Origin of the sequence: Pseudomonas fluorescens (assembly GCF_900636825.1) — a bacterium.
In the GTDB taxonomy this organism is placed as follows: domain Bacteria; phylum Pseudomonadota; class Gammaproteobacteria; order Pseudomonadales; family Pseudomonadaceae; genus Aquipseudomonas; species Aquipseudomonas fluorescens_BG.
This window is the reverse complement of sequence record NZ_LR134318.1, coordinates 1,539,081-1,559,162: the sequence shown is the minus strand read 5'-3', so window position 1 is coordinate 1,559,162 and position 20,082 is coordinate 1,539,081. Positions and strand designations below refer to the sequence as shown.

Annotated in this window: 16 protein-coding genes; 7 read left to right on the top strand and 9 right to left on the bottom strand. The window is 58.6% G+C overall.

What is annotated here, in order from left to right:
- The first annotated feature begins 20 nt into the window (after nt 1–20).
- Nucleotides 21–1,853 (top strand): ABC transporter ATP-binding protein, encoded by a 1,833-nt coding sequence (locus EL257_RS07145; RefSeq protein ID WP_126361077.1) that lies wholly within the window; start codon nt 21–23, stop codon nt 1,851–1,853.
- 84 nt (nt 1,854–1,937) lie between these two features.
- Here EL257_RS07145 and EL257_RS07140 read toward each other — a convergent pair whose 3' ends face one another.
- Nucleotides 1,938–3,062, bottom strand: a complete 1,125-nt coding sequence (locus EL257_RS07140; protein WP_126361074.1) for a GNAT family N-acetyltransferase — start codon at nt 3,060–3,062, stop codon at nt 1,938–1,940.
- A gap of 284 nt (nt 3,063–3,346) precedes the next feature.
- Here EL257_RS07140 and EL257_RS07135 point away from each other — a divergent pair, with 284 nt between their 5' ends.
- Complete coding sequence (locus EL257_RS07135) at nt 3,347–4,669, top strand: putative porin (protein WP_126361073.1); 1,323 nt, start codon at nt 3,347–3,349, stop codon at nt 4,667–4,669.
- Between the two features lie 216 nt (nt 4,670–4,885).
- Here the strand turns inward: EL257_RS07135 and EL257_RS07130 are convergent, their stop codons facing one another.
- The 5 genes from EL257_RS07130 to aceK form a co-directional block, all read right to left on the bottom strand.
- Entirely contained in the window at nt 4,886–5,125 is a 240-nt protein-coding gene (locus tag EL257_RS07130) for an anti-sigma factor family protein (RefSeq protein WP_126361071.1), read from the bottom strand.
- Nucleotides 5,119–5,733, bottom strand: a complete 615-nt coding sequence (locus EL257_RS07125; RefSeq protein ID WP_126361069.1) for an RNA polymerase sigma factor — start codon at nt 5,731–5,733, stop codon at nt 5,119–5,121. The genes EL257_RS07130 and EL257_RS07125 overlap by 7 nt, the downstream gene beginning before the upstream one ends.
- Before the next feature lie 106 nt (nt 5,734–5,839).
- Nucleotides 5,840–6,961 carry a beta-ketoacyl-ACP synthase III gene (locus tag EL257_RS07120; RefSeq protein WP_126361067.1) on the bottom strand — a complete coding sequence of 374 codons (1,122 nt, stop codon included), beginning with the start codon at nt 6,959–6,961 and terminating at the stop codon, nt 5,840–5,842.
- 350 nt (nt 6,962–7,311) lie between these two features.
- Nucleotides 7,312–11,223, bottom strand: a complete 3,912-nt coding sequence (hrpA, locus tag EL257_RS07115) for an ATP-dependent RNA helicase HrpA (protein ID WP_126361065.1) — start codon at nt 11,221–11,223, stop codon at nt 7,312–7,314.
- Nucleotides 11,224–11,357: 134 nt separating this feature from the next.
- Complete coding sequence (gene aceK, locus EL257_RS07110) at nt 11,358–13,079, bottom strand: bifunctional isocitrate dehydrogenase kinase/phosphatase (protein ID WP_126361063.1); 1,722 nt, start codon at nt 13,077–13,079, stop codon at nt 11,358–11,360.
- Nucleotides 13,080–13,295: 216 nt separating this feature from the next.
- Between aceK and EL257_RS07105 the strand changes: the two genes are divergently transcribed.
- From EL257_RS07105 to EL257_RS27695, 3 genes are all read left to right on the top strand, one after another.
- Nucleotides 13,296–14,195 carry a DMT family transporter gene (locus EL257_RS07105; RefSeq protein WP_126361061.1) on the top strand — a complete coding sequence of 300 codons (900 nt, stop codon included), beginning with the start codon at nt 13,296–13,298 and terminating at the stop codon, nt 14,193–14,195.
- 174 nt (nt 14,196–14,369) lie between these two features.
- Nucleotides 14,370–14,909 carry a hypothetical protein gene (locus tag EL257_RS07100; protein ID WP_126361059.1) on the top strand — a complete coding sequence of 180 codons (540 nt, stop codon included), beginning with the start codon at nt 14,370–14,372 and terminating at the stop codon, nt 14,907–14,909.
- A 42-nt stretch (nt 14,910–14,951) separates the two neighbouring features.
- A complete protein-coding gene (locus EL257_RS27695; RefSeq protein WP_172604459.1) occupies nt 14,952–15,128 on the top strand; it encodes a hypothetical protein in 177 nt (58 codons plus the stop codon).
- A gap of 44 nt (nt 15,129–15,172) precedes the next feature.
- On the opposite strand, the gene EL257_RS07095 is transcribed toward EL257_RS27695, so the two are convergent.
- Nucleotides 15,173–16,111 (bottom strand): aspartyl/asparaginyl beta-hydroxylase domain-containing protein, encoded by a 939-nt coding sequence (locus EL257_RS07095; protein WP_126361057.1) that lies wholly within the window; start codon nt 16,109–16,111, stop codon nt 15,173–15,175.
- A 184-nt stretch (nt 16,112–16,295) separates the two neighbouring features.
- Nucleotides 16,296–17,270 (bottom strand): cysteine synthase A, encoded by a 975-nt coding sequence (cysK, locus tag EL257_RS07090; RefSeq protein WP_126361055.1) that lies wholly within the window; start codon nt 17,268–17,270, stop codon nt 16,296–16,298.
- 128 nt (nt 17,271–17,398) lie between these two features.
- Here cysK and EL257_RS07085 point away from each other — a divergent pair, with 128 nt between their 5' ends.
- Complete coding sequence (locus tag EL257_RS07085) at nt 17,399–18,475, top strand: DUF748 domain-containing protein (protein ID WP_126361053.1); 1,077 nt, start codon at nt 17,399–17,401, stop codon at nt 18,473–18,475.
- Here the strand turns inward: EL257_RS07085 and EL257_RS07080 are convergent.
- A complete protein-coding gene (locus EL257_RS07080; protein WP_126361051.1) occupies nt 18,472–18,969 on the bottom strand; it encodes a helix-turn-helix domain-containing protein in 498 nt (165 codons plus the stop codon). The two genes, EL257_RS07085 and EL257_RS07080, sit on opposite strands and share 4 nt — an antisense overlap.
- Nucleotides 18,970–19,232: 263 nt before the next feature.
- Between EL257_RS07080 and EL257_RS07070 the strand changes: the two genes are divergently transcribed.
- Nucleotides 19,233–20,078: an AAA family ATPase gene (locus tag EL257_RS07070; protein WP_028620815.1), complete on the top strand. Its 846-nt coding sequence runs from the start codon at nt 19,233–19,235 to the stop codon at nt 20,076–20,078.
- Nucleotides 20,079–20,082 lie beyond the last annotated feature (4 nt).

The window sequence follows — 20,082 nt, the reverse complement described above, 5'->3', positions numbered from 1 at the left end:
GTATTCCGGGCGGTTATCTGATGCTCTATCGCCGTTTCGAACAACTGATCGACATATTCCGCGACGCCCCGACGGCGTCTCCTCCAGATCGCGTCTGGCCCTTCTATACCTATTACCTGAAGCAAGTCTGGCCGAGTTTCGCCGCCCTGCTGGTGGTCGGCCTGTTCGCCGCGCTCATCGAAGTGGCGCTGTTCAGTTACCTGAGCCGCATCATCGATCTGGCGCAAGGTACCCCCAACCCGAATTTCTTCAGCGACCACGCCCTCGAACTGACGTGGATGCTGGTGGTCGCGCTGGTGTTGCGACCGATCTTCTTCGGCCTGCACGACTTGCTGGTGCATCAGACGCTGAGCCCCGGCATGACCAGCATGATTCGCTGGCAGAACCACAGCTACGTGCTCAAGCAGAGTCTGAATTTCTTCCAGAACGACTTCGCCGGGCGCATCGCCCAGCGCATCATGCAGACCGGCAACTCGCTGCGTGACTCGGCGGTGCAAGCGGTCGATGCGCTGTGGCATGTGGTGATCTATGCGATCAGTTCGCTGGTGTTGTTCGCCGAGGCGGACTGGCGCTTGATGATCCCGCTGCTGATGTGGATCGTCGCCTACATCGGCGCGCTCTATTATTTCGTGCCACGGGTGAAAGAGCGCTCGGTGGAAGCCTCCGACGCGCGTTCAAAACTGATGGGGCGAATCGTCGATGGCTACACCAACATCGCCACGCTGAAGCTGTTCGCCCACACCAATTTCGAACAGCATTACGCCAAGGAAGCCATCGAAGAACAGACCGTCAAAGCGCAGATGGCCGGCCGCGTGGTGACCAGCATGGACGTGGCGATTACCGCCATGAACGGCTTGCTGATCGTCGGCACTACCGCGCTGGCGCTGTGGTTGTGGACGCAGTCGCTGATCACCGTTGGCGCGATCGCGTTGGCGACCGGTCTGGTGATCCGCATCGTCAACATGTCCGGCTGGATCATGTGGGTGGTCACGGGCATCTTCGAGAACATCGGCATGGTCCAGGACGGTCTGCGCACCATTTCGCAACCGGTCAGCGTCACCGACCGCGAGCAGGCCAAACCGCTGCAAGTGGCCCATGGCGAAGTGCGTTTCGAGCACGTGGATTTTCACTACGGCAAGAAGCGCGGCATCATCGGCGACCTCAACCTGACCATCAAACCGGGTGAAAAAATCGGCTTGATCGGGCCGTCCGGCGCAGGCAAATCGACGTTGGTCAACCTGTTGCTGCGCCTCTATGACGTCGAGGGTGGGCAGATCATGATCGACGGGCAGAACATCGCCGAAGTCGGCCAGGAAAGCCTGCGCGCGAGAATCGGCATGATCACTCAGGACACCTCGCTGCTGCACCGCTCGATCCGTGACAACTTGCTCTACGGCAAACCGGATGCGACTGACGCCGAGCTATGGGACGCCGTGCACAAGGCCCGCGCCGATGAGTTCATTCCGCTGCTGTCCGACGCGGAAGGCCGCAGCGGTTTTGATGCACATGTCGGTGAGCGCGGAGTGAAACTGTCGGGCGGTCAACGCCAGCGCATTGCGATTGCCCGGGTACTGTTGAAGGATGCGCCGATTCTGATCATGGACGAAGCCACCTCGGCGCTGGACTCGGAGGTCGAAGCGGCGATTCAGGAAAGCCTGGAAACCCTGATGCAGGGTAAAACCGTGATCGCCATCGCCCACCGCCTCTCGACCATCGCGCGCATGGATCGGCTGGTCGTGCTGGAGAACGGCAAGATCGCCGAGAGCGGCACCCATGCTGAACTGCTGGCGCACCGAGGCCTGTATGCGCGGTTGTGGGCGCATCAGACCGGGGGCTTTGTCGGCATCGATTGATGCCCCCAAGATCAAAAGATCGCAGCCTTCGGCAGCTCCTACACCGGCTCCTGTAGGAGCTGCCGAAGGCTGCGATCTTTTGCTTTATGTCTGGCGATAGGGCAATGCGGTGCGGGCTTCTTCGGCATAGGCCAAAACGCCGGCGCGCTCTTGCTGAAGGAAATCCTTCACCGCTGCTTTAAGGCCGGGATGGCGCAGGTAGTGCCAGGAATGGGTAATGACCGGTTCAAACCCGCGAATCAATTTGTGCTCGCCCTGAGCCCCGGCATCGAACCGTTGGATCCCTTGGGCAATCGCATAATCCATGCCCTGATAAAAACACGTCTCGAAATGCAGCCGATCGAACTCGGCCAAGCAGCCCCAATAACGTCCATAAAAACTGTCGCCACCGACCAGACTGAAGGCCATCGCCACTGGCCGCGCGCCCTGCTTGGCCAATACCACGCGGATCGACTCCGGCATGCGTTCGGCCAGCAGGCTGAAGAATTCGCGGGTCAGGTATGGCGCCTGCCGGCGCACCGCGTAGGTGTTGGCGTAGCAGGCGTAGACGAAATCCCACTGCGCCTGGCTGAGTTCGCGCCCTTCCAGCCATTCGAATTCGAAGCCCTGCCCCGCCACTTGCTCGCGCTCCTTGCGCATTTGCTTGCGCTTGCGTGAGCTGAGGGCGTCGAGGAAATCCTGAAAGTCGCGGTACTCACGGTTCTGCCAGTGATACTGGCAACCGATGCGCTGCAACCAGCCGGGCTGCTCGGCCATCGCCGCGTCGGTAAACGGGTCGGTGAAATTGATGTGCGCGCTGGAGAGCTCTTCGATCTCCAGATAGCCCGGCAGGCTTTTCAGCAGTTCGAAACCGTCCTCCACGTTTGCCGCCAGCAAGCGCGGGCCGCTGACCGGGCTGAACGGCACGGCCGTCAGCAGCTTCGGGTAGTAATCGATACCCGCACGAGCGCAGGCGTCCGCCCAGCCATGATCGAATACGTATTCACCATAGGAATGCCATTTGCGATAGCTGGGCAGCGCAGCGATCAGTCGATCATTTTCGATGTGCAGTAAATGCTCAGGCTGCCAGCCTGAATGCGGACCGACGCTGCCGCTGTCTTCCAGCGCACTGAGAAAGGCGTGACGCAGGAACGGCTGGTTGTCCGGCACCAGCGCATCCCACATTGCCGGGGCGATTTCTGACAGGTTTTGCAGGCGTTGCAACGGCATCCACTGGCACTCCACAACATGGCGAGAAAGCCTGGTGAGTATCGCTGATCGCGACCCCGTTGCACACGCTCAATCGGCCGACAGCGCTCTAGATCGATAGTTCACGCTCGATACGCATCGTCATCAACCTGCCATCACCGTGCCACTGCTCTGTCATAAACCATCGCGATACTGGCGCCTGTTTTTAGAGCGCCGGGTTCTAACCCGGACACTGTTTTCCGACGTTCAACCGTCGGTTGTGCCCAGGATGGATCAGCCATCCTCTCTCATCTTCGGAGATTGCTATGCGTCTTGCTTCCACGAAAACTGCAGCGGCCCTGTGCGGCGGCTTGTTGCTGGCCATGAGCGTTCCGGCCAGTGCTGCAGTCGACGCCAAACTGCTCGACATGCTCAAGGCCAACGGGTCGATTTCCCAGGCGCAGTACATCGAGCTGCAAACAGAACTGGCCAAGGATCAGAAGGCTCAGCAAATCGCCCAACAGGCGCAGCAGGAAACCAACGAACAAGTGGCTGCGGTCGCGAAGAAGACCAACGAACAAAGCGTGTTCGATCAGAAACTGGCCTGGGCGGCCAAGACTCAGTTCAAGGGTGACGTGCGTATCCGTCAGGAAACCATCAAGATCGATGGCGAGCCGAACAACGGCGGCCGTGACAAGGATCGTCAGCGCATCCGTGCCCGTCTGGGCGCTTACACCGAGATCAACCCGCAAGTCGACACCGGCATCCGCATCGCCACCGGCGGCGGCGACGATGCCCGCTCGACCAACCAGGATCAGGACAACTACTTCGACAAGAAGCAGATCTGGCTCGACCTCGGCTACATCGACTACCACCCCGACCAGATCAAGAACCTGCACGTGATCGGCGGCAAGATGCTGCAACCGTGGGTAAGCATGGGCGACGTGATCTGGGATAGCGACATCAACCCGGAAGGTCTGGCTCTCACTTATAAATACCCGCTGGGCAGCAGCGCCGAACTGTTCGGCAGCCTGGGTAACTACAACCTCAAGGACAACGTCGACGGTGATGGCGTGCAATTCCGTCACGATCTGCGCCTGACTGCGGGCCAGTTGGGCAGCCGTTTCAACATCACCGACAACCTGAAAATGACTCTGGGTGGCAGCGTCTATGCCTACCAGAACGACGAAGACAGCCGCTGCACCGGCACCTCGACGCCGTGCGCGTTGGCGGTCAACGGCAACTCGGCCAACAACGAATTCCGTCTGTATGAAGGGTTCAGCCAGATCGACATTGGCGGACTGCCAATGCCGCTGTCGTTTTACGGCCAATACGTGAAGAACAACGATGCCGTGACCGATCAGGACACCGCGTGGCTGCTCGGTGCCAAGTCGAAAGTCTTCGGCTTCAACCTCGACTACAACTATCGCGACGTGCAGCGCAATGCCGTGGTCGGCGCATTCACCGACTCCGACTTCGCCAACGGCACCACCGGTTCCCGCGGGCACAAGTTCAAGGTCGGTTACGACATCGACAAGAACTTCGCCGTCGGCGCCACGTACTTCCTGACCAAAGCGGACTTCGCCAGCCGTACCCAGCGTGACGCAGACAGCAACACCCTGCAGCTGGATGCGGAAGCCAAGTTTTAGAACGGCAGCGGTGAGCTACAAGCTACAAGCTACAAGCTAGGAGCGAGCGCCCTTACTTGCAGCTTGAAGCTTGCCGCTGGAACCTGTAGGAGCTGACGAGTGAAACGAGGCTGCGATCTTTTGATCTTGCTGTTGAATGACAAGAGCAAAAGATCGCAGCCTCGTTTCACTCGTCAGCTCCTACAGGTCATACAGTTCCTACGGCTCCCACAGCTCCTACAGGAGCCGGTCTTTGCGGCGTTGTTCGGCCAAGCGTTCGGCCAGCGCATCGACATTCTCATCCGGTTTTTCCGGCATGGCCTTGAGCGTGGCCTGCAGCACGCGCATCTGGCGGATAAAACGCCGGCAATTGGGGCAACACATCAAGTGATGGCGCATCAACAAGCGTTCGCGCAAGCTCAACTGGCCGTCGAGATAATCGCTGGAGCGCGCCACTTGCTCTTTACAGGTCAGCATTCACCGGTCTCCTCAAAATGCTCCACCGTGGCGAACACTTTCAATCGCGCACGATGCAGCAACATCCGGGCATTGGAGAGCGAGATTCCCAGAAGATTACAGATTTCCTCCAGTTCCAGCCCCTGACGCTCGCGCAGCAGCAAGACGCTGCTTTGCAGCTGCGACAAACTGAGCAGCGTGTGTTCCAGACATTCGCGCAATTCATTTTCGGTGAGCAATGCTTCGGGGGTGTCCTGATGCCACGCAAACGGTGCGATCAGCCAATGACCGTCGTTCGGCGAGAATCGCTCGTCGCCAATGCTGCCATGGGGTGACGGCAGATCATCGATCAGGACTTCGCGGCGATTGAGCTTGTAGCGACTTTTCGCGGCATTGGCGGTGATGGTGAGCAGCCAGGTCTTGAGGCTTGAACGGCCTTCGAAGCGGCCGATGTGGCGCACCACTGACAGCCAGGCGTCCTGCACCACTTCCTCGACATGACCCGGGCCGACGATGGCATAAGCCACCGCGCGCATGGCGCTCTGGTAGGTGCTGACGAGTTCCTTGAATGCCAGTTGCTCGCCGGCAAGCAGGCGTTCGAGCAGTAGGTTATCGCCCGTCGCGGCCATTGGCGCCTCTTTTTCGCAGGGTCAAAAACAAAAGATCGCAGCCTGCGGCAGCTTCTGCAGAGATCGATGCAGGAGCGGCCGCAGGCTGCGATCTTTTATGGCGCAATCAACGTTTACGCAGAATCACGCTGCCGATCGAATAACCGGCACCGAACGAACTCAGCACGGCCAGCGAACCGGCGGCGAGATCGTCTTGATACTTGTGAAAGGCGATCACCGAACCGGCGGAGCTGGTGTTGGCGTAGCTGTCGAGAATCACCGGGGCTTCTTCTTCGGTGGCTTCGCGACCCAGCAGTTTGCGCACAATCAGGTGGTTCATGCTGAGGTTGGCCTGATGCAGCCAGAAGCGTTTCACATCGCCAACGTTGAGCTGGTTTTCCTGCAGATGCTCACCGATCAGCTCGGCGACCATCGGGCAGACATCCTTGAACACCTTGCGGCCTTCCTGCACGAACAGCTTGTCACGGGCACCGATGCCCTCTTCTGCTGCACGGTTGAGAAAACCGAAGTTGTTGCGGATGTTGTTGGAAAACTTGGTCAGCAGTTTGGTGCTGACCACGTCGAACTGATACTGGGACGTCGCGAGATCAGCACGCTCGATGATCACCGCAGTCGCAGCATCGCCGAAGATGAAGTGGCTGTCGCGGTCGCGGAAGTTCAGATGCCCGGTGCAGACTTCCGGGTTGACCATCAGGATCGCGCGGGCCTGGCCCAGTTGCACACTGTTCGCAGCAGCCTGAATACCGAAAGTTGCCGAGGAGCAAGCAACGTTCATATCGAAACCGAAGCCCTGAATGCCCAGGGCTTCCTGGACTTCAATGGCGATGGCCGGGTAAGCGCGCTGCAGATTGGAGCAGGCCACGATCACGCCGTCGATGTCAGCGGCGGTTTTGCCGGCGCGTTGCAGGGCTTGTTCGGCAGCGCCGATGGCCATCTGGCAAAGCACAGACCATTCGTCGTTGGAACGCTCCGGCAGGCGCGGAGCCATGCGTTGCGGGTCAAGGATGCCGTCTTTGTCCATGACGAAACGGCTTTTGATACCCGAGGCTTTTTCGATGAACGCAGCGCTGGATTCGGTCAGGGCCTCTACCTCGCCGCTGGCGATGGCTTCGGCGTTGTCCGCGTTGAACTGGGCGACGTAAGTATTGAAAGACTGCACCAGCTCTTCGTTGGAAATGCTGTTGGCCGGTGTGTACAGGCCGGTGCCGCTGATGACGACGTTATGCATGGTCGTTTCTCTAATCTGTTCAGGCAGAAAGTGCTGGAACCGTCGTACCAACACGCAAAGGGTCTATTCCCATCCGGGGGACGCAAACCTGGCATCGTTTTATTCCGCATCGCGACACGGTCGAAGGCTCTGAGTCGCGAAACGGCGCGTTATGGTGGCGAAGTTTGCCATAAACCCAGCGTTTTGGCGCCTTCCTCCTGCTAAACGCGATCCCTGTAGGAGCTGCCGAAGGCTCGGGCCGCGTTCGGACGATCTTTTGATTTTGCTTTTTTAAAGATCAAGATCAAAAGATCGTCCGAACGCGGCCCGAGCCTTCGGCAGCTCCTACAGGATCGTTGCAAGGCGCGAAGTCAAGCCTCGACCTGGCTCCACTGCTTGCTCAGGCGCTTGTCAGAGATCGGCACTTTCGTTCCCAACTGCTGGGCGAACAGCGACACGCGGTATTCCTCCAGCCACCAGCGATATAACTCCAGCTGCGGATCGCGCTTGCCTTCCTGCGCGTGCTTGGCCGCGCGGGCCTGGTATTGCGCCCAGAGGCCAGCGAGTTCGCCACTCCATACGCGATCCTTCTGCACCTGCGCGCCAAGTTTTTCGAAACGCTGCTCGACCGCTTTCAGATAACGCGGCAGTTCCTTGAGCCATTGCATGGGCGTTTCACGAACGAAGCCCGGATACACCAGATTATTGATCTGCTGCTTGATGTCATTCAGTGCCACGGCCTGAGCGAGATCGATCTTGCCCTTGAAGCGCTTCTGCAAACCGTGCCAGATCTTGAGGATGTCCAGGGTCAGCCGCGCGACACGTTCGGCATGTTCGGTCCAACCGCCGCGTTTGCGCTCAGCCAATGCCGCCAGCCCGGCGCCATCACGGGGCAACGGGTCTTCGCCGTCAAGGATGCAGCTGTCGAGACTCGCCAGCAGAATATCTTCGACCAGCGCATCGACGCGGCCCAGCTCGCGATAGAGCAGGCCCAACTCGGTCTGTCCCGGCAACTTGCCACGAAGGAATTTCGCCGGTTCGGCCAGTTGCTGCATCAGCAAGCGTTGCAAGGCACGGCGATGCTGGAACTCGGCCTCGGCGGGCGTCGAGAAGCGCCCTTCCTTGACCGTACCGCCCTCCTCAACCAGCGCCGGATAGACCGTCATCGACAGTCCGGCGATCTTTTGCTGAGTTTTTTCTGCCACTGGGGCGAAAACCTTGGCCTCCACCGGCTGCTGACTTTTCGCACTTTGCGGCACTGCCAAAGCGGCTTGGCTGGCTTCGGCAAAGCGTGCGGTCAGCTCAGCAAGATCGCGGCCTTCGCCGAGAAACTTGCCTTGGCCATCGACGATTTCCAGGTTCATGCGCAGATGACTTTCGACCTGTTGCGCGGCTTCCGCCCACGCCTCGTCGCTGACACGCGCGCCGGTCATGCGCAACAGCTCGCGGCCCAGCGCCTGCGGTAAAGAGCCTTCGGCAAAGGTCATGCGCTGCAAGGCGGCTTTGATGAAGTCCGGCACCGGCACGAAGTTCTTCCGCAGCGCTTTCGGCAGATTACGCACGAGCGCAATGCACTTGGCCTCGATCAGCCCCGGCACCAACCATTCCAGGCGTTCTGGCGGCAACATCGGCAGCAGCGGCGCCGGCACGCGCAGGGTCACGCCATCGCGCGGGTGATTGGGTTCGAAGTGATAAGTCAGCGCCAGCTCCAGATCGCCGATGTGCAGCGTGTCCGGATAATGCAGCGCGGTGACTTCGCTGGCCTCGCGGGCCAGCACGTCTTCCTCGCGCATGATCAACAGCTGCGGGTCTTTCTGACTGTTGACCTTGTACCAACTGTCGAAGGTCGCGGTCTGGTGAATCTCCGCCGGCAAGCGCGCGTCGTAAAACGCGTACAAGGTTTCTTCGTCGGCGAGAATGTCGCGGCGACGGGCCTTGGCTTCGAGCTCGTCGAGTTGTTCCAGCAGTTGCTTGTTCGCGCTCAGGCATTTGGCGCGCGACTGAATCTCGCCGCGCACCAGGCCTTCGCGGATGAACAGCTCACGCGAAACCACCGGATCGATCGGGCCGTAATGCACCGGGCGACGGCCGACCACGATCAACCCGAACAGGGTGATCTGTTCGAACGCGACGACCTGACCGCGCTTCTTCTCCCAATGCGGTTCGAAGTGATTTTTCTTGATCAGATGCCCGGCCAGCGGTTCGATCCAGTCGGCATCAATCTTGGCGACCATGCGCGCGTAGAGCTTGGTGGTTTCCACCAGTTCGGCGGTCATCAGCCATTGCGGGCGTTTCTTGCCGATGCCCGACGACGGGTGAATCCAGAAGCGTCGCTGACGGGCGCCGACGTAATCGCCATCCTCGGTTTTCTGACCGATCTGACTGAGCAGGCCAACCAATACCGCTTTGTGCAGCTTGGGGTAATCCGCCGGTTCTTTATTCAGGCTCAGCTGCATGTCGCGGCAGATCAGGCTCAACTGCCGGTGAGAATCGCGCCATTCGCGCAGCCGCAGGTAGTTGAGAAAATTCTTCCGGCACCAGTTGCGCAATGGGCTGGCGGTCAGCGCTTGACGCTGCTCTTCAAAACCGCGCCACAGATTCACCAGCCCGGCGAAGTCGGAATCGACGTCCTTCCATTGTGCGTGCGCCTGATCGGCTGCTTGCTGACGCTCCGGCGGACGTTCGCGCGGGTCTTGAATCGACATCGCACTGGCGACAATCAGCACTTCTTGCAGGCTGCCAAGTTTCGCCGCTTCGAGCAGCATGCGGCCCATGCGCGGATCCACCGGCAAGCGCGCCAACTGGCGGCCCAGCGGGGTCAGCTGACTGTTGCGATCGACCGCCGAGAGCTCTTGCAGCAGATTGAAACCGTCGCTGATCGCCTTGCCGTCCGGCGGCTCGATGAACGGGAACGCGGTGATTTCACCCAGGCGCAAATGCAGCATCTGCAGAATGACCGCCGCCAGGTTAGTGCGCAGAATCTCCGGATCGGTGAATTCCGGACGACCGAGAAAATCCTCCTCGCTGTACAACCGAATGCAGATCCCCGGCTCGACGCGGCCACAGCGACCTTTACGCTGATTGGCGCTGGCTTGGGAAATCGCCTCGATCGGCAAGCGTTGCACCTTGGCGCGATAGCTGTAACGGCTGATGCGCGCGGTGCCGCTGTCGATCACGTAGCGGATGCCCGGCACGGTCAGCGAGGTTTCGGCAACGTTGGTCGCCAACACCACGCGGCGACCAGGGTGCGACTGGAAAATCCGTTGTTGCTCGGCCGGCGACAGGCGTGCATACAGCGGCAGGATTTCGGTGTGTTTGAGCTGAGCCTTGCGCAGCATGTCGGCGGCGTCACGAATCTCGCGCTCGCCCGGCAGGAACACCAATACATCGCCGGGACTGCGCCGCTCGCTACGCTCATACGCGGCAACTTCATCAAGCGCGGCGAGAATGGCCTGATCCACGGTCAGGTCATCCTCGACGCGGTTGCCCTCTTCGTCCTGTTCCAGCGTCAGCGGGCGATACCAAGTCTCCACCGGGAAGGTGCGGCCCGACACCTCGACAATCGGCGCATCGTCGAAATGCCTGGAGAAGCGCTGCAGATCGATGGTTGCCGAGGTGATGATGACCTTCAGATCCGGACGCCGTGGCAACAGCGTTTTCAGATAACCGAGCAGGAAGTCGATGTTAAGGCTGCGCTCGTGGGCTTCGTCGACAATGATCGTGTCATAGCGCTCGAGGTAGCGATCGTTCTGGGTTTCCGCCAGCAGAATGCCGTCGGTCATCAGTTTGATCAAAGTGTTGGCATCGCTCTGATCTTCAAAGCGCACCTGATAGCCGACCAGCGATCCGAGCGGCGTGCCGAGTTCTTCGGCAACCCGACTGGCGACGCTGCGTGCGGCGATGCGGCGCGGCTGGGTGTGGCCGATCAAGCCATGCTGGCCGCGGCCGATTTCCAGACAGATTTTCGGCAATTGGGTGGTTTTACCCGAACCGGTTTCACCAGCGATGATCAGCACCTGATGTTGTTCCAGGGCTTTTTTGATCTCGTCGCGTTTGGCCGCGATCGGCAAACTGTCGTCGTAACGAATCACCGGCAGGCTGGCACGCCGCGCCAGCACCTGATCACAGGACGCCTGCATCCGCGCCACCCACTGGGCCAGTTTGGCCTCGTCGGGTTTCTTGCGCAGCTCAAGCAACTGCCGCCGCAGCCGGTGACGGTCGGCGAGCATGGCGTGATCGAGATTTTTCAGCAGTTTGTCGATGGAGGGCGATTCGTCGGTCATCGGGTACGCAATTCGGTCGTCTGTTAATGCAGGGGGGCGATTGTCGCAGAAAAGCAGCTGCAAGCGCCAAGCTACAAGCCGCAAGAAAAAGCCGTTGTGACTTGCAGCTTGTAGCTTGCCGCTTGCAGCTGCTGTTATTCGTTGTCGAGGCCCTTGCGCCGATACGGGAAAACATCAATGACCTTCCCGGCCCGAATCGCTTCCTGCAGGCTCTTCCAGTAATCGGCGTTATATAACTCGCCATGCAACTGATCGAACAGTTTGCGTTGCCCTGAATCGGCAAACAGAAACGGCGGAAACTCTTCGGGAAACACATCCAGCGGCCCGATCGAATACCACGGCTCGGAGGCCATTTCATCCTCAGGCGTGCGCGGTTTGGGAATGTGGCGGAAGTTGGCCTCGGTCAGAAAGCAGATCTCGTCGTAGTCGTAAAACACCACACGGCCGTGGCGGGTGACGCCGAAGTTCTTCAGAAGCATGTCGCCGGGAAAAATGTTTGCCGCGGCCAACTGCTTGATCGCCAGACCGTAATCCTCCAGCGCCTCGCGCACTTGCGCGTCGTTGGCATTTTCCAGATAGAGGTTGAGCGGCGTCATCCGGCGCTCGGTCCAGCAGTGACGGATCAACACGGTTTCGCCCTCGACCGACACCGTCGACGGCGCGACTTCAAGTAATTCCTCCAGGCATGCCGGATCGAATTTGCTCAGCGGAAAACGGAAGTCGGCGAACTCCTGGGTATCGGCCATGCGCCCGACACGGTCGACACTTTTCACCAGTCGATACTTTTCGATGACGGTGGCGCGATCGACGTTTTTCGACGGCGAAAAGCGGTCCTTGATGATCTTGAACACGGTGTTGAAGCCCGGCAACGTGAACACGCTCATGACCATTCCGCGCACGCCGGGGGCCATGATGAACTGATCGTCAGTGTTGGCCAGATGATTGATCAGCGCACGATAAAACTCGGATTTGCCGTGTTTGTAGAAGCCAATCGACGTGTACAGCTCGGCAATGTGCTTGCCCGGCAGGATACGCCGCAGGAAACCGATGAACTCTGCCGGAACCGGCACATCGACCATGAAATAGGAGCGGGTAAAGGAAAAGATGATCGACACATCGGCTTCGTCGGTGATCAACGCATCGATCTGAATGCCTCTGCCCTCGCGGTGCAGCAGCGGGATCACCAGTGGCCACTGTTCGTCGCGAGTGTAAATGCGCCCGACCAGATATGCGCCTTTGTTGCGGTAGAGCACGGAGGAAAACAGCTCGACGCTGAGTTCCGGGTCTTTGCACACCCAATCCGGCAAGTTCTCGCGCAACTGCGCTTCGAGCCGCAGCAGATCGCCGGGCAGATCGGCGTAATCCTCGCTGAAACGGTAATCGGCAAAGATGCTCGCCAGAATGCCCGACAACTGGCCTTGCGGCTTGTAGGTACGGGTTTGCGCGGCGCGGGCACGGCGCAGGCTTGGGCGTGTGGTGTGGATGAACATGCAGCCGTCACTGATCAGATCGTGGCTGAACAAACCGCAGAAAATCGAGTTGTACCAGGTCTCGGACAGCTCATCGTCGAAGCGCAGATCGATGACGCTGATGTAAGCGCTTTTTACCAGCGGCCAACAACTGACGTTCATCAGCGTCGGTTCATCGAAATATTCCCGCAAGCGGGCGATGGTCTCGCCGACTTTTTCTTCGTAGAGGTTGATCCGCGCCGCGGATGCTGCCTGCGCCTCTTGCCAACGCGCCTGCTCGAAGCGCTCGCGGGCGCCATCGGTGATCCGGCGAAAGTGCTCGCGGTAATCGTCAAAGCCATCGAGGATCATGCGGGCGATGTCGGTGGCTGGCCATTGCTGCGGCATAGATGAAACCTCTGCGTGCATGTGAGCATCTGTGCCTGAGCTTAGTCACGTAAGCGTGTGCAGGTGAAGTGCAATTTCTGCCAAATGTAATGCCGGTTGTAGCAAACCGCACTTCCATGCCCGCGGCGGTTACGCACAATTAAATGCCCGATTAGCGGTTGCCATCATTCGGGGCCTCGGTAACACTCTCGTCCCGATCAAGGAAGGAGACCCGCCGTGAGCCCTGTCGATATTGTCCGGATGTTGTCGCTGGCGGCCATTTGGGGCGCGAGTTTTCTGTTCATGCGCGTGATCGCGCCGGTAATCGGCTCGGTTCCGACGGCGTTTTTTCGCGTATCGATTGCCGCTGTCGGGCTGCTGGTGATCCTCGGGCTGATGCGTATCAGCTGGGATTTCACAGGCAAACTGAAACCCTTGATGGTGCTGGGCGTGATCAATTCCGGGCTGCCGGCGACGCTCTATTCAATCGCCGCGCTGGTCCTGCCCGCCGGTTATTCGGCCATCTTCAACGCCACCACGCCTCTGATGGGCGTGCTGATTGGCGCGTTGTTCTTCAGCGAAAAGCTCACCGCGGCCAAGTTCAGCGGGGTCTTTCTCGGTCTGCTCGGCGTCGGCGTGCTGACCCGTGCCGGGCCCGTGGCTTTCGATATGCAATTGCTGATGGGCGCCCTTGCCTGCCTGCTAGCGACCACCTGCTACGGTTTTGCCGGGTTTCTGGCCCGGCGCTGGCTGGATCAGGCCGGCGGAGTGGACAGTCGTTTGTCAGCGCTGGGCAGCATGCTCGGCGCCACACTGTTCCTGCTGCCGGTGTTCGGCTACAGCATAGTCACCGCGCCACCGGTGAGTTGGGGCGGTTGGAGCGTGTGGCTGTCGCTGCTGGGGCTGGGCCTCGGTTGCACGGCCTTCGCCTACATCATCTACTTCCGCCTGCTCACCTCGATCGGGCCGGTGAAATCAATGACCGTGACCTTCCTGATCCCGCCATTCGGCGTGTTGTGGGGAGCGTTGCTGCTGGATGAACCGCTGTCGATGGCGCATGTGTATGGCGGGGTTTTGATTGCGCTGGCGTTGTGGCTGGTGTTGAAACCGGCGGTGGTGAGGCCCCTGCACGGGTGATTACTCGTTGATCTGCAGGGTTGCTGAAATCTTGATCGCTAGCTGATACGGCCGGACGGAAACAGTCCGCAATGACTTGGGCAAAGGGCCGGTAGCGACAACCCAATGCTGGAAGATTAGGGTAATTGTCGGTGGCAACGGATTTGCCAGGAGACATGGAATGCACGAAATCACATGCCAAGGGAAAGGACATATTTGCGGTATCAGTTGTATCGGTCGGACGCGAGAAAACGGACCGCTGTTACATTTTCGAAGCTACAGAGCGAACTGGAGGAGCGCGGGGTTGTAGATATTGATCACTCCAGGGTTCGCTTCGAAGCGATCGATGCATCTGCCATGAAATTTTACGAGGAGTGGATCAATCCTCATTTCTGCTGGGAGGATGTTGTCCGGTGGAAGGCCAGAGAGCCAATGAGCTTTGATTTGGCAATCTGGTTCGACCATGAGCTTTGCGGATTATGCTTTGCCAATCCGAACAGAAGCCGCTTGAGAGTCAAGATTGTGCGTCTTGAGGGTCAACCATCAACCGATCATCCCCTTAAGAACCGCATAGCGACGTTTGCACTAACAGCGGTTACTCACTTCGCACGGATCATCGGCAGCCAGCAAATAGAAATTCAGGAGCCTTTATCGGGAGCCATACCGTTGTATCGCCAATTGGGTTTCGAGTTCGACCCCGAGGGTCGTCTTGTGAAGCGAATTGACTACGTCTAGTATCGGATCATCTGTTCATTCCTAATCAGTGTTGGAGATGCCATGAAAGCTGCCGTTGAAAAGAAAGCATCACCCAAGTCCAGAAAGCCAGGAAGAAAGCAGTCTTCCAGTGAGTTATCTGACACTGAGATGAATCGCATCAGGAAGGCACTGGCTAACCCAGCCGTTGAGGAGCCAAACGGCGTACTGGCCGGGTTGTCCTTCTCCTTGCGCTCATAAAAAAACCGCTCACAAGGAGCGGTTTTTTATTGCCTGATCCCGGCTCAACCAAACAACCAATAGCCCAACACCGTCAGCACCAGCACCGCCAGCACCGGTCGCATCACGCGATAGGCTTTGGGATTGCTGCGCTTCCACTGTTTGACCCCGCCGCTGAATGTGTCGCTGAAGCGCTTGCTCCAGGCATACGCCTGATTGATGCCGCCGACGCGTTCGTCGTCGAGGTTCTGCGGTGCGGTAGCGCGACCGAGGAAAGCGCTGATAGAGCGGTTGATGCGGGTCATCAGACGATTGCGCAATGGGCGCTCGACGTCGCAGAACAGAATCACGCGTGTCTGATCGGTTTCGTTCTTGACCCAGTGCACATAGGTCTCGTCGAACATGACGTCTTCGCCGTCACGCCAGGCGTAAACCTGACCGTCGACGAAAATCCGGCAATCATCGGAGTTCGGCGTCGACAGGCCCAGGTGATAACGCAGGGAGCCAGCAAACGGATCGCGGTGCGGATTGAGATGACTGCCGCCTGGCAACAGCGCAAACATCGCACCTTTGACGTTGGGAATTGCACTGAGCAGCGCAACCGTTTTCGGGCACAGGGTTTGCGCCGACGGCAGCGGTTTGTCGTACCACTTGAGATAAAAACGCTTCCAGCCTTTTTTGAAGAACGAGCCGAAACCGGCGTCGTTGTTCTTCTCGGCAGCACGAATGTAGCCCTCATCGAAGAGATGCATGGCCTCGTCGCGAATAATCTCCCAATTGTCGCGCAGTACATCGAGCTCCGGAAACTTGCTGCGATCCAGATAGGGCTTGGACGGTACGCCGGAGAACAGGTACATCAGTGCGTTATAGGGCGCGAACAGGGCCGAGTGGTTGACGAACTGACGCAGTACCGGCAAACGCGCCTTGCCGCGCAAATGCACATAAAGCGTGCTGCCCAGAAACAGCAACAGCACAAACGCCTTGGCGGCAAACGAAACGGTCATCAACAACTCCTTGAATAAAAACAACGCTGCGCAATGCCCTTTACCCGACATGGCAGCCGGCCATGATAAACATTACCGGCCTCGGGAAAAACCCGGAAGCGTCAGGATTCACTGTTAACGATTGCGCAACAAAGCAATTATTACCCTATCGCTCCTGAACCTGGGCTGACGTGAATCAACGGGGTTACTGCTGATTCTCCTGCTCGGTGAACAGGTCACTGAACAACATGCTCGAGAGATAACGCTCACCGGAGTCGGGCAGGATCACCACTATGGTCTTGCCCTGCATTTCCGGAGTTTCGGCCAGACGCACCGCGACGGCCATGGCCGCACCGCAGGAAATCCCGCACAGAATTCCCTCTTCCTGCATCAGCCGCAGCGCCATCGCCTTGGATTCTTCATCGGTGACCTGCTCGACCCGGTCAACCATGCTCAAATCGAGGTTCTTCGGAACAAAACCGGCGCCGATACCCTGAATCTTGTGCGGGCTCGGCTTGATTTCTTCGCCGGCCAGCGCCTGGGTGATCACCGGCGAGGACACCGGTTCTACGGCCACCGAAAGAATCGGTTTGCCCTGGGTATTCTTGATATACCGCGAAACGCCAGTGATGGTTCCGCCGGTTCCAACACCCGCCACCAGCACATCCACTGCGCCGTCGGTATCGTTCCAGATTTCCGGGCCGGTGGTCTTTTCATGAATGGCCGGGTTGGCCGGGTTATCGAACTGCGCCGGCATGAAATATTTATCGGCATCGCTGGCAACAATTTCGCCAGCCTTTTCGATGGCACCCTTCATGCCTTTGGCCGGTTCGGTCAGCACCAGTTCGGCGCCCAGGGCCTTGAGCACTTTGCGGCGCTCGATGCTCATCGACGCTGGCATGGTCAGCATCAATTTGTAACCACGAGCGGCGGCGACGAACGCCAGACCGATGCCGGTATTGCCCGATGTCGGTTCGACGATGGTCATGCCGGGCTTGAGTTTGCCGCTGCTTTCGGCATCCCAGATCATGTTCGCGCCGATCCGGCATTTGACCGAATAACCGGGGTTGCGCCCCTCGATCTTGGCCAGAATGGTCACGCCACGAGGCGCGATGCGGTTGATCTGCACCAGCGGCGTGTTGCCGATGGAATGGGCATTGTCAGCAAAAATACGGCTCATGGCTGGGTCCTTATGCAGCATTGAATTCAGCCTTCCAAGGTAAGCCTGTTGCCCAATCCCGTCCAGTCGGGTCGAACGTCTGCAACGCGTGATAGTCAATCGCTTTACATCGTCAGGGAATTGCAGTCATGAAGCGTCGCTACAGTTGGCCGTTGTGGACTTTCGCGGGGATCGTTGTGCTGTTGATCGCACTGCACATCGCCTTGCCCTATGTGGTGCGCGACTACCTCAACGAAAAACTGGCCGACATGGGTGATTACCGTGGACAAATCACCGACGTCGATCTCGCGTGGTGGCGCGGCGCCTACAAGATCAACGGGCTGAAAATCGTCAAGGTCGATGGCAAGGTCCCGGTGCCCTTCGTCAATGCACCGTTGATCGACTTATCGGTCAGTTGGCATTCACTGTGGTACGACCATGCGGTGGTCGCGCAGGTGCAATTCCTCAAACCCGAGATCAACTTCGTCGATGGCGGCGCCAACAAACAGAATTCCCAGACCGGTCAAGGCACGGACTGGCGCGCGCAACTGGGCAAGCTCCTGCCAATCACCCTCGACGAAGTGCAGATCAACGACGGCAAAATCACGTTCCGCAACTTCAACTCAAAACCGCCCGTGAACATGAACGCGACCAATGTCGACGCGAGCATTTACAACCTCACCAACGTTGTCGATAAAGAAGGCAAACGCGACGCCCGCTTCGAAGGCAAAGCCCTGCTCCTGGGGCACGCCCCGATGGAAACGACGGCCACGTTCGATCCCTTGAGCAACTTCGAAGATTTCGAATTCCGCCTGCGCGCCCGAGACATCGAACTCAAACGCATGAACGACTTCGCGTCGGCCTACGGCAAGTTCGATTTCAATGCCGGCCACGGCGACGTGGTGATCGAAGCGAAAGCGCAAAAAGCCCGGCTGACCGGCTACATCAAGCCTCTGCTGCGCGACGTCGATGTTTTCAACTGGCAGCAAGACGTGGAGAACAAAAACAAGGGGCTCTTTCGCTCAGTCTGGGAAGCGCTGGTCGGCGGTACCGAAACCGTGCTGAAGAATCAGGGCAAAAACCAGTTCGCCACCCGCGTCGAACTCAGCGGCAACGTCCATCAACAAAACATCAACGGCTTCGAAGCCTTCCTGCAAATTTTGCGCAATGGCTTCGTTCAGGCGTTCAGTGCGCGTTATGAACGGCCGAAGCCGGATGAGGGTTAGGTTTTGCGCTTAATGTCATAGCGGCCAGATTCCTCGGCAGCCAATGTCGAGTTTTGCTGAAGCGAATCCCAGCCCAGGCACGCCAGCGCCAACGAGCGTGGTACTGGCTCTCGACCATTGCTATAGCGGCTGATGCTTCGAGTACTCACCCCAAGCGCCTCGGCAGCCTGGTTGAGTGACAGCCCCGTCCGAGCTCGCCAGGCAATGAAGATTCGCGTGTTTTCATCAGCGGCATTCTGAACCAGCGCATCCATATAAAGCGTGTCCGCGCCAATCTGAATATCTGGCTCAAGCCATTCGACGGTCCAGCCGTAATCGTCCAGCGTCACCGTCGCAAACACTTGCGGGTCGAGTAAAGGATGTAGCCCTGGATAAGTGTGAATATCACGATCAAGATCAAGGATAAGTTTCTGACCATCAATAAAGGTCAGCGCCAACCGAAAATCCGACAGTGCCTGCACGGCCGACAGGCGTGGCCTTTTCATGGGTAACATCGTTTCCAGTCCTCCAGCAGTTGCGCCTGATGGGCCGCTATCCATGCCAGCGCTTCCTTGCCAAGCCCGCAAGGTATCGCCAAATCGGCGATACCTGAATACTGGCAATGAGCCGAGACTGAGTCAACATGTGACGCTCCATTCAGAGACTGAATGAGCCGTCTGCGTTCACAGTCGACCGGCCTGCGCGTTATAGTCGGGCATCCGTTTATTTCGCCTCCGCCCTGCCCGTCAGGTCGGCGCTACCGTTCGAGGATTAGCAGATGAAGTTCGAAGGCACCCAGGCCTACGTCGCCACCGATGACCTGAAGCTGGCGGTCAACGCCGCCATCACCCTGGAGCGGCCACTGCTGGTCAAGGGCGAGCCGGGCACTGGCAAGACCATGCTTGCCGAGCAACTCGCCGAGTCGTTTGGCGCCAAGTTGATCACCTGGCACATCAAGTCCACCACCAAAGCGCATCAGGGCCTGTACGAATACGATGCGGTGAGCCGTCTGCGCGATTCGCAACTGGGCACCGAAAAAGTCCACGACGTGCGCAACTATCTGAAGAAGGGCAAGCTCTGGGAAGCCTTCGAGTCCGAGGAGCGGGTCATTCTGCTGATCGACGAAATCGACAAGGCCGACATCGAGTTCCCTAACGACTTGCTGCAAGAACTCGACAAGATGGAGTTCTACGTTTACGAGATCGACGAGACCATCAAGGCCAAGAAGCGCCCGATCATCATCATTACCTCCAACAACGAGAAAGAGCTGCCGGACGCGTTCCTGCGTCGCTGCTTCTTCCACTACATCGCCTTCCCGGACCGCACGACCCTGCAGAAAATCGTCGATGTGCATTACCCGGACATCAAGAAAGATCTGGTCAGCGAAGCGCTCGATGTGTTCTTCGATGTGCGCAAAGTGCCGGGGTTAAAGAAGAAGCCGTCGACCTCCGAACTGGTCGACTGGCTGAAGCTGTTGATGGCCGACAACATCGGCGAAGCAGTGCTGCGCGAGCGCGATCCGACCAAAGCCATTCCGCCACTGGCTGGTGCTTTGGTGAAAAACGAGCAGGACGTGCAGTTGCTTGAACGTCTGGCGTTCATGAGCCGTCGCGGCACCCGCTAAGAGG